Here is a 15,929-nt window from a genome sequence, read left to right on the forward strand (position 1 = left end):
CGCGTGTCGCCCGTCACGACGACCGGCCCGCCGCGCGTGTCGCCCGTCAGGACGGCCGGGCCGTGACCGGGTGGCCCAGCTCGGTGAGCGTCGTGGTCATCAGCGCGCGCAGCAGGCCGCCGGCCACCTTCTCGTGCTCGGCCTCCACCGACAGTCCCGTGGCTACCCGCTCCGCGTAGACCTCGCGCTCGCGCAGGTCGGTGTAGGGCAGCGCGGTCATCCCGACCACCACCGTGGCCCTGGTGCCGCCCCGGGGCAGCACGGCCACGGCATGCGTGCGCAGGCACGTCTCCTCGGGCGCGCCGTACCAGCCGCACTTGATCGCGGCCGGCGGCGACCCGATGGCCTCGCGGGCGCCGAACGCCTGCGCCGCCCCGACCTGGCGCATCCACTCCAGCACGGTCCCGGCCACCGGCTCGCCCGCGGCGGCGGCCTGGGCGAGCACCGTGTAGGCGGTCGCCACCTCCTCGGCCGCCACCTCCACCGACCCGAACCGTGACGGGTCTCCGTCCGGCGGCGACCAGGCGACGCCGGTGCGGTGGCGGAGGTCGTCGAGGATGACACGCGGGCCGACGGCGAGCCACAGGTTGAGCGTGTCGGCGTTGGAGGAGATGACCACGGCGGGCTCGGCGTGGCGGCGCCACCGGTCGCTGTCGGGGATGTGGGCCGCGCTCACCCACGCGTACAGAGGCTTGAGCAGGGAGGCGCAGCGCAGCCGCGCCAGTCCCGACTTGACGTTCACCGCACGGGCGGGCGGCCCGCCGTAGCCGCGCCTGATGCCCGCGGCCTGGACGCTCGCGCTCGGATCGAGGCCGTCGAGCAGATCGTTGAAGCCCACGAGCCCACCGTAGACCTCAGGAGTGCTCCCCCAACGCGTCTTCGCGCCATTCCACGCCGGCGGTTCGCCGGGGGCCGATCAGGTGTTCAGGTGGCGCGGCGGTCGTCGGCCTGCGCCTCGGCCTCGCGGCCCAGGGCCCGCAGGGCGACGGCCCGGTTGGCGTACAGGTCGCCCTGCGGCTGGAGCTCGATGGCCCGCGTCAGGTCCTCGACCGCGCCCTCCAGGTCGCCGACGGCGTACCGCAGCACGCCCCGGTTGCCCCAGGCGGCCGCGAGCTCGGGCGCGGAGCGCACGGCCAGGTCCAGCGCCGCCTCGGCCTCGGCGTACCGGCCCGCCGCCGTCTCAAGCTGGCCCAGCACCGTGAGCAGGTGCGGGTCGCCGGGCGCCAGCGCGAGGCCGGCCGTGACGTCACCCCTGGCCTCCTCGTCCCGCTCGGCGGCGGCCAGCAATCCGGCGCGGTTGATGTAGGCGTCCAGATAGGACGGGTCCAGCTCGATCACCCGGCCCAGGTCGGTGAGCGCCGCGTCGAGCCGCCCCTGCACGGCGAGCAGCTCCGCCCGGTTGTAGTACGCCTCGGGCAGCGGCGGCCCGGCCTGCATGGCCCGCTCGAAGTCGGCCAGCGCCTCCTCGTGCAGTCCCAGCTTGAACAGCAGGTTCCCGCGTTCCAGGTAGTGGTCGGGGAAGGCGGGGTCCAGGGCGATGGCGGCCGTGTAGTCCTCCAGCGCCTCCTTGGTGCCGCCCAGCGCGGCCAGTAACTGGGCCCGGTTGGCCAGCAGCACCATGCGGTGCTGGGGATGGCGCTCGCCCAGCTCGCCGGCCAGCTCGATGGCCGACTCGACCAGCGACAGCGCGGCGTCCAGCCGCCCCTGCCGCAGCTCGATCAGGGCCAGGCCGTTGCGGTCGAAGCCGAGCTTGAAGGCACGTTCCAAGGGCTCTGGCAGGATGCCGGAGATGGCGATGGCCTCGTTGATCCAGGCCCGGGCCCTGACCAGGTCGCGGCGGGCGGGGTCGGGGTGGCGGGCGTCGAGCATGGCGGTCCCGTACGCGCTCGCGGCGTGCATCGCCGGGTCCTGGCTGGCCCCGCGCACCCGGTCCCACAACGCGCGGGCCTCCTCGACGCGCCCCAGCCCGCCGAGCGCGGTCGCGGTGCGCTGGGCGAAGCGCCACCAGCGCGTGCCCCCCGGCTCGGTGCGGGACATGCCGCGCTCCCCGAGCTCCACGACGGCGTGCAGGAAGCCCTCGCGCACGCACCGGTCGACCTGGGTCCACAGCTCGTCGGCTGCGCGGGTGTCGAGCGGGTGCTCGGGGCCGTCGGAATACAGCATGATCGTGAGGGTCTCGGGCGGGATCCGCCGCGTCATGACGTCCAGCAGTTCGGTGTCCGTCGGGTCGGCCGCGGCGACGTTGCACACCGCGAGGGCGCACCCGGGGGGCACGGCGTCGCGGAAGAACTCGGTGAGCCCGTTGGCCAGCCGCAGCGTGCGGCGGGGCGCGGGCACCAGGATGCGCTCGTCGTCCGGCAGGCTCGCGTCGATCGTGACCCGCGTGGCCGGCACGAGGTCGGCCAGCTCCGGGGCGGCCGCCAGGATCTCGACGTCGTGGGCCGCCACCAGGTCGCCGGATCGCTCCAGCGCCACCGGCACCAGGTGGCGCAGCAGGGCGGCGGCGACGGTGTAGGGGCCGTGCGGCCGGCGGTGTCCGTCGATCAACGGTGTCAGCAGCCGCACGGCCCCCCATCGGGCGGGCGGTTCGCCCTGGACTCTGAAGTGGGACCTCGCCTCAGTCACCCTTGTGAATGACGCTGGAGGTCCCCGCGAGCCGTGCGGTGCCAGGCTTGCGGACAACGATGCGCTTCATGATGCACCTCTCCACTAGGGGTAATTAACCATTATTGGTTCACTACACCGAATATCAAGCTTTGTGGCGAATAAGTGGGAGGCTAAGGGATAATAAGCACTTGCCTTTTGATGAGTATTTGTAACCTACTGGGCGCGAAACCAGCGGTGCGAAGGTGTCTGACGGCGCCGCCCGGTTTCTTCCATCAAGTCACACAGGCACCGTCCGAGTAGCGTGACCGACTGGCAGCAGCCGGGCCCCGGGAGATTCCTGGCGCGGACGATGACGGTGGCCCGCTCGATCAGCCGCTCCAGGCTGGGCTCCCCGCCGCCTTTGAGCGAGCGGGTGTGCCACGGGCACGCCTCGACGTTCGTGCAGGCGCCCTTGTCGATGTACGGTGCCGGACCGGGGGCGAGCGGCAGCGGGTCCACCCGTTTGACCCGCAGGTCGGCCAGGACCAGCGCGGCCCGGGCGGTGATGACGTGGACGTCGCGGCCCAGGCGCCGCTTGGCCCGCGCGGTGCGGTCGGGGACGGCGAGCAGCATCGCCGCCGCCATCAGGCCACCGCCGACGATCATGCTCCAGCCCACCTGCTCCTGGAACCAGATCACCGCGATGCCGGCCACCCAGACGGGCTGCGACGACATCAGGATCGCGCTCGGCACCGCGGGGACGTGCGCCTGCCCGTAGGAGCGGGCCAGGAAGCCCAGCGCGCACGACACCACGGACAGATGCGCCAGGATGGCCCAGTCGGGCCCGCCGGCCGGCAACTCGACCCCGTCGCGCACCGCGAAGCCCCCGGTGAGCATCCCGATGGTGAAGAGCTGGATCACGGTCAGCGAGTAGGCGTGGAAGCTCCCCTCGCGCTTGGCCAAGTGCGCCAGCAACAGCGTGTGTCCCGCGTAGAGCGCCGCGGCGACGAGCGTGACCAGGAGCGCGATCACCGAGACCGCGTCGTCCTCCACCCCGCGCATCAGCGTGAACACGGCCATGCCCGCCATCGCGAGCGCCACCCCGGCCCAGATCCGCCGCGGCACCTTCGACTTGAACAGCACGAGCGCCAGGATCGGCGTGATCACCACGCTGCACCCGACGGCGAACCCGGACACCGCCGACGGCAGGCTGTGAAGCGAGACGGCCTGACCGGTCTGCCCCACGCCGAACATGAGCCCGAGCACGACCCCGTAGATCCACGTCTCCCGCGGAAGCCTTCGAAGGCTGCCAGGCCGGATGATGAGCAACGTGAGACTGGCGAGCAGATAGCGTTCAGCGAGCAGGTCCTCGACCGGCAACCGATGGATGAGATCTTTCATCAGCGGGAACGCCGACCCCCAAGCGGCGCTGACGAACAACAGAAGCACGGCTCCCAAGAGGGGGCGGGGAGCGGGCACGACCGCCATGGCAAAAGCATCTCACTACTATTCGCAGCCGTGGATGTACAGCCAGCAGCCGGTGATGCTCCTCTACAACTCGGTGGTAAGAGCCTCACCCGCAGGTTCGTACATCTTTATCTGAGAGGACCGGGAGCGGCGATTTCCTGGAAATCTTTCAGCGGAATTCGGCCGCTTCGCGGAAGATTGCCCGTCGCTGTCCGCTACGCGTTACCGGCGGATGAGCCACGCCGGGGGCCGGGAGAGGTCCCGGGGGAAACGGAGAACGGGCAGGCCCCAGGGGGGCGTGGGGCCGCGGGACGTCGGTTCTACAGCTCGATGACCGCACTGGGGAGCAGGCGCTTCTCCCCGTAGACGACGGTCAGATCACCCACCCGGTGCCGGGAGAGCTCCCGCCAGCCCTGGCGTTCGTACAGGGCCAGGGCGGCCTCCTGGTTGAGCGTCGTGTCGCCTATGACGCTCTCGAAGCCGAGCTCCACCGCGCGCCGCTCCAGCGCGAGCAGCATGGCCGCGCCGAAGCCGCGCCGCTGGAACCGCGGATGGACCCGCAACCGGCAGATCTCGGCGGTCCGCGGGTCTACGGGCTTGATGCCTCCCATGGCGACGACCCGCGAGCCGGTCTCGCCCACCAGGAAGTCGCCGCCGCGGGCCAGATAGATGTCCTGGATGCGGGGGAAGTCGTCGTCGTAGTAGACCCCGTCACCGGGGACCAGCCCCACCTCGGCGAGGCAGATCCGGTGGAGTGTGAGGATGGTGTCGAGATCGGACCAGCGATAGCGCCGGATCTTCAGCCTCATGCACCGCCCCCTTTCAGTTGGGGCTGCCTGGGCCGCCGCAACTCGGCCCGGTAGCCTTCCAGACCTGGGTGGTGGGCGTCACGTGCCATGACCGCCTGTTCGAGGGCCAGCGCGGGCCGCACGATGAAATCGGTCAGATATTCGTCGCCCACCTTGGCCAGGGCCGCCGTGCCGATCCGCAGCGCCTCGTCGACGTCGTCGTCGAGCAGGCGGCACTGGGCCTGGTCGAGCCGGATCAGCGTCTGGTCGACGATGTGGTCCTCGTATTTCGTCAGCGCCTGGTCGAGCACCACCTCGGCCTCGATCGTCTGGCCGAGCTTGGTGAGCACATCGCCCTGGTAGAAGTAGAGCTGCCGCTCGGTGTAGCCGAAGGCCACGTCCTCCTGGTCCTCGGACTTCATGTGGGAGAAGGCGTTGCGGGCCCGGGCGAGCGCGCGCTTGGCCTGGTCGACGATCTCCTTCTTCTTGCTGTCGGTGCCGGAGAGCATGGCCAGCGCCCTGGCCTCGACGACCGGTGCCATGGCCTGTGCCGGGCACGGCGTGGACCCCGCCAGGTCCCGGCTCTTCTTGGCCAGGTTGAGCGCCTCGCGGGCGTCGCCGAAGTAGAGGGGGACGAGCGACTCGCGGGCACAGATCCACGCGCGGAGCGCGCGGTCGCCCGTCTCGTCCGCCGCCATGCGCCCGGTGCGGAAGAACGAGCGGGCCAGTCGGTGATCGCCCAGGTTGATCATGATCATGCCGCTCAGCCCGGAGAGCTGGGCCGCCATCCTGCACAGGCGATCCTGCAGGTCGTTGGGCTGGCGGCGGGACATGGCCGTGCGCACGGCGCTCAACTCGAGCATCACGTCGCACAGCAGCCTGAGCGGGGCCGTCGTGGTGTATTGACGGCCGAAGCTGATCGTCGCCTCCTCCCACTGGTCGAGCATCTGGGCGGAGACGGTGGCGGAGACGAGCGTCTCGTCCATCCGGCGCCTGATGCCCTCGCACGCGCCGAACACGGGCCCGTCGAGCTGCTCCGACAGGTTGGTGTCGGTGTTGAGTAGGTTTAACAGCGTGCGCCGCAGGACGTTTTCGTCCTCCTGGGCCTCCGGCTCGGTGACCATCGGCTGGAGGCTGAGCTCACGCTCGGCGGGCACCAGCGGCTTCTCCCGCTCAATGGCCAGCACTCCCGGCATCCGGTGGCCGTGGCCGCAGATGCACGGGCCGTCGAAGCCGAGCGCGCCCGGCTCCACCCGATAGACGGTGCACAGGTAGTGCAGGTATTCGGGCCCGGGGCGCTTGAGCCCGCTCTCGTAGGCGGAGAGCAGGGTCTCCCCGATGCCCGGCATCGGTTTCGCATCGCGCTCGAACAGGGCTCTGATCTGCTCGATCACGTCAGCCAGCGCGATCCCGAAGGCAAGGCGGTGCGCCTTGATCCGGGTCGTGTTGAACTGGGACGCGCACGTCTCGTGGATCTCATCAGCTATCTGGGCGGAGATCCGCCCGGCTGCCAGGCCCCTGGCCCTGACCCGCCGGGCGATCTCCGTCTCCCTGTGCTGTCTGCCGGACATCCCGGCCCCTCTCCCGATGCCTCGACCGGTCGCAACTGGTGACTTAGCGTAGCCCCTATGTTGCTGTGCGCCTACCCAAGATGATGAACCAATGCCGGCCGGAAGGGAAATGCCCTAACGCAGCGCACGGATAAGGATCGTCCACCGCGGGACTGCTTCTTACAACCCATGAGGGAGAAGCAACTCCCTGTGAGCAGGACCCCCTGATTGCGCCCTGCCTTGACATGCGTCATCTTGGGCCCACCAGCAACGTTTCCGAGGGAGGGACGAACAGTGGGGGACGACAACTTCGAGCACCTTGAGCGTCTGGTGACCGAGCTCGACGCCCGTGGAATGCTCGCACGAGTGGTCCGGACCCAGAAGGGGCGGCTGTTCGTCCGGGTCATCAACCCGAACGCCACGAGTCTGTCCGAGAACGTCACCTGCCGCCCGGCCAACGTATCCGACATACCCGACTGGTGGTACTGCTGGTCCTGGGGTGAGCGGATGCACACGGCCGACGATCCGGCTGGTGCGGCGACGAAGGTCGCCCGCGTGCTCGCCGCCGTGGGGGAGTGACGACGTGGTGAACCGGGTGGAGCGCAGCCACCACGGCTCACCGCACCCACGGCGGCCAACACGGAGCCGGTGGAGTGGCCGGTGCGGAGGGTCTCCCGTATGCCGGGGCCCTGGTCACTCCGCCGGCTCCGCCCCCCGGCCCGCCTGCGCCCGCAAGCCACCCACCCGGTCCGCCGGGCGGGTGTTCGGGGGATCCCTCCCGGAACCGGCACGGGACACGCTTCCGGGTGTGTGTCCCGTTCCGAGCCGCCCGTCATCGGAGCGTCCGCTCTCTCCCTCCGCGGCCCAGAGAGCCGGCGTCCCCGTCTTCCCCGGCGTGATGTGACGGCGGGTGGTTCGGTCGGTTGTATTTTGGATCGAACCGGTCCAAAAAGGCCGGCCGAACCGCTTCCGGAGGGGGATCTACCCAGTGTTACTGCTGGTGACAGCGTCGCCACTGCCCATCACCGCGCCTCAGGATCCCCGGTTGCCGGATCCCGAGAAAATGGTCCAGGGGATAGCGACGATGTGCCAAGACGACAGCATCTGCTCTACCCTCGTGGAGATGTTCGGCAATGCGGCCTGGGCACCGCTGGTGTCCAGCTCCATCGTCATCGTGCTGATCCTCGTGCTGGCCATCGTGCTGCGCAAGGTCATGCACCGCGTCATCACGAGAGTGGTCAACCGGGCTGCCTCGGGCGGATCCATCACCAGCAGGTTCCGCAAGGGCGGGGCCACCGACACGCTCGACGCGCTGCTCCATGAGCGGCGGAAGCAGCGGGCCGAGACCATGGGCTCGGTGCTCAAGCACATCGCCTCCATCGTCATCCTGGGCACGGCGGTGCTGGCCGTGCTCGACCGGCTGACGATCCCCATCGCTCCCCTGCTGACCAGCGTCGGCATCCTCGGCGTGGCCATCGGCTTCGGCGCGCAGGAGCTGGTCAAGGACTTCATCGCGGGCATGTTCATGCTGCTCGAAGACCAGTACGGCGTCGGCGACGTGATCGACGCGGGTGCCGCGGTCGGCACGGTCGAGGCGGTCACCCTGCGCGTCACGAGGCTGCGCGACATAGACGGCCGGGTCTGGTATGTCCGCAACGGCACCATCACCAGGGTCGGCAACGAGTCGCAGGGCTGGTCGCGGGCCTTCGTGGACGTCCCGGTGGCCTACAACACGGACATCGTGGGCATCCGCGTCCTGCTGGAGCACGTGGCGGAGGAGATCTGGGCCGATCCCGAGTTCCGGGAGTCCAAGATCGTGGAGCAGCCGCAGGTGTTCGGCGTCGAGCAGCTCTCCGACAGCTCGCTGGTGTTCCGGGTGACCGCCAAGACGCTGCCCGCCCAGCAGGCGGCGGTGTCCAGGGAGCTCCGGCTCAGGGTCAAGTCGGCGCTCGACGACGCGGGCATCCCCATGGTGGCCCTCCTGTAGGACGCGCGCAGGATCCCGCGCCCCGCGGTGCACATAAGCTTGGGGGGTGACTGAGACCTCCCTATATGACGCCGTCGGAGGCGAGGAGACCTTCCGGCAGCTCGTGCACCGCTTCTACGAGGGGGTCGCAGAAGACCCGTTGCTGCGGCCGCTCTACCCGGAGCCCGACCTGACGGGCGCCGAGGAGCGGCTGCGGGGCTTTCTGATCCAATACTGGGGCGGCCCCAAGACCTACAGCGAGCAGCGCGGGCATCCCCGGCTGCGGATGCGGCACATGCCGTTCGTGATCGGCGAGCGGGAGCGGGATGCCTGGTTGCGGCACATGCGCGACGCGGTCGACTCCCTCGACCTGACCGAGGAGCAGGAGACCAAGCTCTGGGACTATCTGGTCTACGCGGCCCACAGCCTGGTGAACTCCCCGACATAAACGGGCATGACACGCCATATGGAAGTCCCCTGGTGGCGTGACGCCGTCGTCTATGAGATCTATGTGCGCAGCTTCGCCGACGCCTCGGGAGACGGCGTCGGCGACCTGGCCGGAGTGCGCGAGCACCTGCCCTACCTCGCCCGGCTGGGGGTGGACGCCGTCTGGCTGACGCCGTTCTACCGCTCCCCCATGGCAGACGGGGGCTACGACGTGGCGGACCACCGCGACGTCGATCCGTCGTTCGGGACGCTGGCCGACTTCGACGCGCTGGTCGCCGACGCGCACGGGCACGGGCTGAGGGTGATCGTGGACATCGTGCCCAACCACAGCTCGTCGGAGCATCCCTGGTTCCGGGCGGCGCTGCGCGGGGAGGGGCGCGACCGCTATCTCTTCCGCGACCGGCCCAACAACTGGCGCTCCACCTTCAGCGGGCCCGCGTGGACGCAGGTGGCCGACGGCCAGTACTACCTGCACCTGTTCGCCCCCGAGCAGCCCGATCTCAACTGGCGCAATCCCGAGGTGCACGCGGAGTTCCTGGACATTTTGCGGTTCTGGCTGGACCGCGGGGTGGACGGGTTCCGCATCGACGTGGCGATGGGGCTTTACAAGGCGGAGGGGCTGCCCGACACGACCGACCAGGCGTTCAAGGCGGCCTCGCCGGTCTGGGGGCGGCCCGAGGTGCACGAGGTCTACCGCGAGTGGCGGCGGCTGCTGGACGGCTATCCGGGCCGGCGCATGGCGGTGGGCGAGGTGTGGACCGACAGCGCCGAGGACCTGGCCCGCTACGTGCGGCCCGACGAGTTGCACCAGAGCTTCAACTTCGCCTGGCTGCAGGCGCCGTGGTCGCCGACGGCCTTCAAGAAGGTGATCGACGACACGCTCGCGTCGGTCCCGTCCCCGACCTGGGTGCTGTCCAACCACGACGTCGTACGCCACCGCACCCGCTACGGGACGGCCGACCCTGGCACGGGCCTCGCCCGGGCCAGGGCGGCACTGCTGACGATGCTGGCCCTGCCCGGCTCCGCCTACCTCTACCAGGGCGAGGAGCTGGGGTTGCCGGAGGTGACCGATCTGCCCGCGGCGGCCCGGCAGGACCCGGTGTTCCTGCGGTCGAAGGGCAGGCTGCCCGGCCGGGACGGGTGCCGGGTACCGATCCCGTGGACGGTGGAGCCGCCCTCACACGGGTTCTCGCCCGGCGCGGTGGAGCCGTGGTTGCCGCAGCCGGCCTCGTTCGCGGAGCTGAGCGTGGAGAAGCAGGAGGGGGACGACGACTCGACGCTGGAGTTCTACCGGCGGGCTCTGCGCGTACGCCGTGACCAGGTGGGATCCCTTCCTTACACCTTGGAGTGGCTGGAGTCTCCCGAGGGTGTGCTTTCTTTCACCCGCGGGCCGCTGACCTGCGCGATCAACTACAGCACCAGGGCGGTCCGCCTGCCCCGGCACGAGGACCTGCTGATGCAGAGCGGTCCGCTCAGGAGGGGCCTGCTGCCTCCCGGCACGGCGGTGTGGCTGCGGCGCCTGTCATGACCGTTCGCCGCGGAGCTCGTCCCGCAGGGGGATGACGGGTAACGACAGCAGCGCGCAGCCGAGGCCCGCGGCGAAGCCGGCCCAGAAGCCGGTGTTCGTGATCAGCACGCCGGCCAGCGGCGTGACGAGCAGGGAGACGGTGTTCTGGATCGTGTTGTGGGTGCCGAGCACCCGGCCGGCCCAGACGGGGCCGGCGAGCTCGCCCGCCTTCAGGTAGGCGAGCCCGTTGCCGGCCACGGTCATCACCGCGGCCAGCGCGAGCATGAAGGGTCCGAGCCAGGTGCCGGTCAGCGTGCCGGCCACCAGTAACGCCAGCACGACCAGGGTGGCGAGGGTGAGCAGCAGCAAAGGCCGCATGCGCAGCCCGGTCCGGTCGGACCAGCGGCCGACCGCGATGCGCACCGCCGCCCCGCCGATCGCCGCCACCCCGAAGAGCTGCCCGGCCCCCACGTCGTCCCAGCCGTACAGGCGCACCAGGCACGTCACCCCATAGGTGCTGACCACGACCTGCGGCACCACGTGTAACGCGCTGGTGGCGTGCACCCGCCAGAGCGCCGGCTGCCGGTACGGCGGGCCCGCCGGCGCCGTGCCGGACTCCTGGATCGGCTGCGGCGGCTCCGCCAGGAAGAGCGCGGCCAGTACGGCGGCCAGCAGGCTCACGCAGGCGCACACGATGAGCACGGCGGGCAGGCCGTGGGCCTGGGCCACCGGCGGGAGCGCGAAGGCGCCGACGGCCATGCCCAGGGTGAAGGAGACCTGGCGCAGCCCCATGGCGACGCCCCGCTCCGGCGGCCGGAACCAGCGCAGCACGATGCGGCCGCCGCCGACCATCGCGGCCGAGCCCGCCGCGCCGGCCAGGGCCAGCAGCGCGATGACCGCCCAGGTCTGGGCCACGAACGCGACGGCGGCGAACAACAGGGCCGCCGCTCCCACGCCGATGCCGAGGACCAGCCGCTCGCCGTGCCGGTCGGCCAGCGCGCCCCAGGCGACCAGGGCGATCAGGATGCCGATGGCCGGGGCGTTGGCGATGATGCCGGCCACCGCCAGCGGGACCCCGAAGTGCCGCTCGATCTCCGGCATGACCAGGGGCAGGCCGAACAGGCCGAGGGTGACGCCGGCGTGCGCGTTGACCCCGAGCGCCAGCATCCACCAGCGCCTCACGAGAAGCGTTTGAGGTAGGCCAGTTCGCTCTCGGTCAGCCTGCGGGGCCGGGCCCCCTCGACGTCGTAGGCCGCGATGACCGACATGGCGGCGACGAACAGCTCGTCGTCGTCGCGGATCTCGTACTGGAGGGTGAAGCGTACCGGCCTGATCTCCGTCACCCACGACTCGACCCGCACCGGGGTGGCGCGGAAGCCGAGCGGGCGGCGGTAGTCGATCTCGTGGCGGGTCACGACCAGGCCCTTGAACGGTGTCTCGCCCGCGTTGTACGGATCAATGTGGAACATGCCGAACCGGGCGTCTTCGAGGTAGTCGAGGAAGCGGACGTTGTTCACGTGCCCCTGGGAGTCGATGTCGGCGAATCTCACCGTGCGGGGATAGACGTGTCGCTGGGCCTGGGAACGTTCAACCACTCAGCAACCGTACCGGTATCGTTCACGAAACCTTGCGCCGGGCCAGGCAGGCCAGCACGGTGAGGACCGAGATCGTCGCCATGGTCGCCAGCGCCCAGCGGTAGCCGGTCACGAGCTGCTCGACCGCGCCACCCGTGAGCTGGGAGAGCGTGCCGGCGAAGACGCTCTGGTGCAGCGCTGCGGGCAGCGGGGCGGTGATGATCGACAGGACCAGGCCGGTGCCGACGACGTTGCCGGTGTTCTGCAGCATGAGGCGCATGGCGTTGACGATGCCGAGCCGCTCGGAGGGCAGTCCGTCCAGGATGGCGGTGGTGTTGGAGGGCAGGAACACCCCGGAGCCGAGCCCGATGAGCACCAGCCCGAGCGCCACCGCCGGGTACGGGGTGGTCGAGGTCATCACGGCCAGCATGACCAGCAGCCCGCAGGTGGTCGTCGCGGCCCCGGCCACGGCCAGCGTGCGGGCGCTCAGCAGGCGCTGCAGGAAGCCGGAGCTCACCGACGCGGTCATCGCCGCCACGGCCAGCGGCAACACCTTCAACCCGGCCTGTACGGGGTCATCGCCGCGCACGGCCTGGAAGTAGAGCGCGACCAGGAACACCATGCCCATGCGCGCCACGGCGTTGAGGAAGGAGGCGAGCGTGCCGAAGGCGAACGCCGGCTCGCGGAACAGCCCCAGATCCACCACCGGATGCGCGGCCCGCGCCTGCCTGGCCAGGAACAGCGGCAACCCGACCGCGAACCCCGCCAGCCCGCCCAGCACCAACGGATGCCCCCAGCCGAGCCGGGTGAACTCCGACAGCGCCAGCAGCAGCCCGCCCAGCACGACCAGAACCAGCACGTTACCCGGCAGGTCGAGGCCGCGGTCGCGGCCCGCCGGCGGCACGCGCCGCAAGACGACGGCGCCCCACACCAGGCAGACCAGCCCGATCGGCACGTTGAACCAGAACACCCACCGCCAGCCCAGGCTTTCGGCCAGCACCCCGCCCAGCGTCGGCCCGATCAGCCCCGCGATCGAGAACGAGGCCACGTAGACCCCCATCCCCTCCCCCAGCTTCTCGCGCGGGAAGGCGTCGCTGACCAGGGCGGCGCTGTTGGTGAGCAACATGGCGGCGCCCGCCGCCTGGACCACCCGCATGGCCACGATCACCCAGGGGTTCGGCGACAGGCCCGCGAGCAGGGCCGCCACCGTGTACGTGGCCAGCCCGCACAGGTACAACGTGCGCCGGCCGAACATGTCCGCCAGCCGCCCGAATACCACCATGAGGACGGTCGTGGTCAACTGGAAGCCCAGGAGGATCCAGCCGGCCGCCGTGGCGTCGGCGCCGGTGTGGCGGGCGATCTCCGGCAGGGCGACGTTGATCGCGCTGCCGCCGAGCCCGGTCAGCACGCTGGCCAGGCTCACGACGGACAGCGTTCGCCAGGCATAGCCGACAGGGGTGGTCGTAGCCAGCAAAGACCTATCCTTTCTAGATTTTGATACTAGAATCTAATTCGAATCGTCAGCCGGTCAAGGATCGAGGTGTCGGATGAGCGGGATAGTCGAGGGCCGCGTGGTGATCGTCACGGGTGCGGCCAGGGGCATCGGGCGCGGGCACGCGCTGGAGTTCGCCCGCCAGGGCGCGAGGGTGGTGGTCAACGACCTCGGCGCGGAGGTCGACGGCACGGGCTCGTCCGGAGCCGCCGCCGAGGTGGTCGCGGAGATCGAGGCCATGGGAGGCCAGGCGATCGTCAACGGCGAGGACGTCTCGGACTTCGACGGCGCCGAGCGGCTGGTGAACACGGCCATCGAGCACTTCGGCCGCCTGGACGTGCTGGTCAACAACGCGGGCATCCTGCGCGACCGGATGCTCGTCAACATGACCGCCGACGAGTGGGACGCCGTGATCAGGGTGCACCTGCGTGGCACGTTCGCGCCGCTGCGCCATGCCGCCGCCTACTGGCGGGCCAGAGCCAAGGCGGGCGAACCGGTCGACGCCCGGATCATCAACACGACCTCGTCCTCCGGCATCTACGGTAACCCCGGGCAGGGAAACTACGGCGCCGCCAAGGCGGGCATCGCGGGGCTGACCGTCATCGCGGCGCGCGAGCTGGAGCGCTACGGCGTGACCGTGAACGCCGTCGCCCCCGCCGCCCTCACCCGCATGACCGCCGGGCTCATGCGCCCCGCCGGGTCGACCGGCTCGACCGGTGCCGACCCCGACGACATCGCCCCGCTGGTGGTCTGGCTGTCCAGCGCCGAGGCCCGGGGGATCACCGGGCGGGTGTTCAACGTACGAGCCGGGATGATCAGCGTGGCCGAGGGCTGGCACGCCGGCCCCGCCGTCGACAAGGGCGGCCGCTGGGACCCGGCCGAGCTGGGCGCGGTCATCCCGGCCCTGGTGGACAAGGCCGCGCCCAACGCCATGACCAACGGCCGCATCCCCGGGCGGGAGGACTGACATGGCGCTCGACCACACCCTGATCGGCGTCGAGGGGCAGCCTCACGAGCGCACATGGACCGCCAAGGACACCATGCTGTACGCGCTCGGCGTCGGAGCCGGCCTGTCCGAGCTGGAGTTCACCACGGAGAAGGGGCAGCGGGTGCTGCCGACGTTCGCCGTGCTGGCCGCGCAGGCGCCGGGGCGGCGGCTGGGCGACTACGACCCGGCCCGGCTGGTGCACGCGGAGCAGGCCTTCGAGCTGCACCGGGAGCTGCCGGCGGCGGGTGGCGTGCGGACCACGACGAAGGTGACCGGCATCTACGACAAGGGCTCGGGCGCGCTGGTGACCACCGAGGCCACGGCGGTGGACCTGGAGACCGGCGAGCCGGTGATCTCGGGCCGCAGCTCGGTCTTCATCCGGGGCGAGGGCGGCTTCGGCGGCGACCGCGGCCCCCGCGACGACTGGTCGGCCCCGGACCGGGCGCCCGACCACAAGGTGACCTATCCCACCCTGCCGGAGCAGGCGCTGATCTACCGGCTGTCCGGGGACTACAACCCGCTGCACAGCGATCCGGAGTTCGCCGCCCGGGCCGGCTTCGACCGCCCGATCCTGCACGGGTTGTGCACGTACGGCGTGACGGGGCGGGCGCTGCTGCACGCGGTGGCGGGCTCGGACCCCGGGCGGTTCCGGGCGATGTCGGGGCGCTTCACCAGCCCGGTGTTCCCCGGGGAGTCGCTGACGGTGTCGATCTGGGTGGACGGGGCAGGGGTGCTGTTCAGGACGGCCAAGGACGACGGGACGGTGGTGCTCGATCGCGGCCGCGCCACGATCGCCTAGAGCCGGCCCTCGGTCGCCTGGGGCCGGTCCTTGATCGCTTTGGGCCGGTCCTCGCCGGGCGCTTCGGGTTGGCCCTCGTCGAGCACCTGGAGGGGGTCGAGGCGGCGGATCAGGGTCATCGCGGCCTCGATGACCTCCTTGGCCTCCTCCTCCGTGTCCGAGGTGGCGACCTCGCGGGCGGCCTCGCCGATGATGCTGGTCAGCACCGCCACGGTGAACCGGTCGAGCGGGTCGCCCCCGGCCCCGAGCAGCACGGCGTTCTGGCGCACCCACTCGCGGCCCCGGGTGCGGCGGATCAGCTCGAACCCCGGCGGCCCGTCACCGTCGATGAACAACCTGACCAGGTCACGCCGCTCCCACGCCCCCGCGAGGTAGGCCCGCGCCCCCGCGATCAGCAACTCGACCGGGTCGGAGACCCCCGACTTCTTGGCCTTGGCCACGCTGGCGGCCGACGCCTGCTCGTGCGCCGCCTGGTGGTCCTCGTAGAGCGCGAGGAAGAGCTCGGTCTTGCCGCCGAAGTGGTGGTAGAGGCTGCCCACGCTGGATCCGGCGCGGGAGACCACCTCGGCGACATTGGAGTCGGCGAAGCCGTGCTCGCTGAAGACCTCGCGAGCCGCGTGCAGCATGCTCTGGCGGGTCTGGGCCGTACGGCTCCACTCCCACGACGACTTCCGTGCCATGCGAGCCATCCTAACTCCAACAAATTCTAGAATCTGATTCTTGACACCGGCGGGTCAGCGCAAGAGTCTTTTCCTAGAGAACAAT

The 15,929-nt window shown here is 70.7% G+C and carries 15 protein-coding genes; 6 read left to right on the forward strand and 9 right to left on the reverse strand.

Translation table 11 applies throughout. The annotated features are described in order from the left end of the window. Positions 1-46: 46 nt before the first annotated feature. From ABGB18_RS38025 to ABGB18_RS38045, 5 genes are all read right to left on the reverse strand, one after another. Positions 47-838 (reverse strand): hypothetical protein, encoded by a 792-nt coding sequence (locus ABGB18_RS38025; protein ID WP_347700517.1) that lies wholly within the window; start codon positions 836-838, stop codon positions 47-49. Between the two features lie 86 nt (positions 839-924). After that, positions 925-2,565 (reverse strand): tetratricopeptide repeat protein, encoded by a 1,641-nt coding sequence (locus tag ABGB18_RS38030; RefSeq protein WP_347700518.1) that lies wholly within the window; start codon positions 2,563-2,565, stop codon positions 925-927. Between the two features lie 255 nt (positions 2,566-2,820). After that, entirely contained in the window at positions 2,821-4,035 is a 1,215-nt protein-coding gene (locus tag ABGB18_RS38035; RefSeq protein WP_347700519.1) for a DMT family transporter, read from the reverse strand. Positions 4,036-4,373: 338 nt separating this feature from the next. Then, positions 4,374-4,862 (reverse strand): GNAT family N-acetyltransferase, encoded by a 489-nt coding sequence (locus tag ABGB18_RS38040; RefSeq protein WP_347700520.1) that lies wholly within the window; start codon positions 4,860-4,862, stop codon positions 4,374-4,376. Then, the gene (locus tag ABGB18_RS38045; protein WP_347700521.1) at positions 4,859-6,412 is read right to left on the reverse strand and encodes an XRE family transcriptional regulator; all 1,554 of its coding nucleotides are present in this window, start codon (positions 6,410-6,412) and stop codon (positions 4,859-4,861) included. Before ABGB18_RS38045 ends, ABGB18_RS38040 begins: the two co-directional genes overlap by 4 nt. Before the next feature lie 273 nt (positions 6,413-6,685). Between ABGB18_RS38045 and ABGB18_RS38050 the strand changes: the two genes are divergently transcribed. From ABGB18_RS38050 to ABGB18_RS38065, 4 genes are all read left to right on the forward strand, one after another. Beyond that, a complete protein-coding gene (locus tag ABGB18_RS38050; protein WP_347700522.1) occupies positions 6,686-6,970 on the forward strand; it encodes a hypothetical protein in 285 nt (94 codons plus the stop codon). Positions 6,971-7,514: 544 nt separating this feature from the next. Beyond that, a complete protein-coding gene (locus tag ABGB18_RS38055; RefSeq protein WP_347700523.1) occupies positions 7,515-8,378 on the forward strand; it encodes a mechanosensitive ion channel family protein in 864 nt (287 codons plus the stop codon). A 46-nt stretch (positions 8,379-8,424) separates the two neighbouring features. Beyond that, positions 8,425-8,805 carry a globin gene (locus ABGB18_RS38060; RefSeq protein ID WP_347700524.1) on the forward strand — a complete coding sequence of 127 codons (381 nt, stop codon included), beginning with the start codon at positions 8,425-8,427 and terminating at the stop codon, positions 8,803-8,805. Positions 8,806-8,823: 18 nt separating this feature from the next. Beyond that, positions 8,824-10,332 carry a glycoside hydrolase family 13 protein gene (locus ABGB18_RS38065; protein ID WP_347700525.1) on the forward strand — a complete coding sequence of 503 codons (1,509 nt, stop codon included), beginning with the start codon at positions 8,824-8,826 and terminating at the stop codon, positions 10,330-10,332. On the opposite strand, the gene ABGB18_RS38070 is transcribed toward ABGB18_RS38065, so the two are convergent. The 3 genes from ABGB18_RS38070 to ABGB18_RS38080 are packed head-to-tail and all read right to left on the reverse strand — an operon-like array spanning position 10,327 to position 13,359. After that, complete coding sequence (locus ABGB18_RS38070; RefSeq protein ID WP_347700526.1) at positions 10,327-11,493, reverse strand: MFS transporter; 1,167 nt, start codon at positions 11,491-11,493, stop codon at positions 10,327-10,329. The genes ABGB18_RS38065 and ABGB18_RS38070 overlap by 6 nt on opposite strands. Beyond that, positions 11,490-11,906 carry a thioesterase family protein gene (locus ABGB18_RS38075; protein WP_347700527.1) on the reverse strand — a complete coding sequence of 139 codons (417 nt, stop codon included), beginning with the start codon at positions 11,904-11,906 and terminating at the stop codon, positions 11,490-11,492. The genes ABGB18_RS38070 and ABGB18_RS38075 overlap by 4 nt, the downstream gene beginning before the upstream one ends. Before the next feature lie 22 nt (positions 11,907-11,928). Beyond that, positions 11,929-13,359, reverse strand: coding sequence for an MFS transporter (locus tag ABGB18_RS38080; RefSeq protein ID WP_347700528.1), 1,431 nt, complete (start codon positions 13,357-13,359; stop codon positions 11,929-11,931). A 73-nt stretch (positions 13,360-13,432) separates the two neighbouring features. On the opposite strand from ABGB18_RS38080, the gene ABGB18_RS38085 reads away from it, so the two are divergent. Both ABGB18_RS38085 and ABGB18_RS38090 read left to right on the forward strand, forming a co-directional pair. Beyond that, on the forward strand, positions 13,433-14,344 hold the full coding sequence (locus ABGB18_RS38085; RefSeq protein ID WP_347700529.1) for an SDR family oxidoreductase: 912 nt from the start codon (positions 13,433-13,435) through the stop codon (positions 14,342-14,344). A 1-nt stretch (position 14,345) separates the two neighbouring features. Next, a complete protein-coding gene (locus ABGB18_RS38090) occupies positions 14,346-15,164 on the forward strand; it encodes a MaoC/PaaZ C-terminal domain-containing protein (RefSeq protein ID WP_347700530.1) in 819 nt (272 codons plus the stop codon). On the opposite strand, the gene ABGB18_RS38095 is transcribed toward ABGB18_RS38090, so the two are convergent. Continuing rightward, entirely contained in the window at positions 15,161-15,844 is a 684-nt protein-coding gene (locus tag ABGB18_RS38095; protein ID WP_347700531.1) for a TetR/AcrR family transcriptional regulator, read from the reverse strand. The genes ABGB18_RS38090 and ABGB18_RS38095 overlap by 4 nt on opposite strands. Between the last annotated feature and the right edge of the window lie 85 nt (positions 15,845-15,929).

The sequence above is a fragment of the Nonomuraea sp. B12E4 genome (assembly GCF_039871825.1).
Lineage (GTDB): Bacteria > Actinomycetota > Actinomycetes > Streptosporangiales > Streptosporangiaceae > Nonomuraea.

Coding starts and splice junctions, on each gene's coding strand:
- ABGB18_RS38090 (WP_347700530.1), top strand. CDS start 14,346: ATGGCGCTCGACCACACCCTGATCGGCGTCGAGGGGCAGCCTCACGAG.
- ABGB18_RS38040 (WP_347700520.1), bottom strand. CDS start 4,862: ATGAGGCTGAAGATCCGGCGCTATCGCTGGTCCGATCTCGACACCATC.
- ABGB18_RS38055 (WP_347700523.1), top strand. CDS start 7,515: ATGTTCGGCAATGCGGCCTGGGCACCGCTGGTGTCCAGCTCCATCGTC.
- ABGB18_RS38095 (WP_347700531.1), bottom strand. CDS start 15,844: ATGGCACGGAAGTCGTCGTGGGAGTGGAGCCGTACGGCCCAGACCCGC.
- ABGB18_RS38085 (WP_347700529.1), top strand. CDS start 13,433: ATGAGCGGGATAGTCGAGGGCCGCGTGGTGATCGTCACGGGTGCGGCC.
- ABGB18_RS38065 (WP_347700525.1), top strand. CDS start 8,824: ATGGAAGTCCCCTGGTGGCGTGACGCCGTCGTCTATGAGATCTATGTG.
- ABGB18_RS38045 (WP_347700521.1), bottom strand. CDS start 6,412: ATGTCCGGCAGACAGCACAGGGAGACGGAGATCGCCCGGCGGGTCAGG.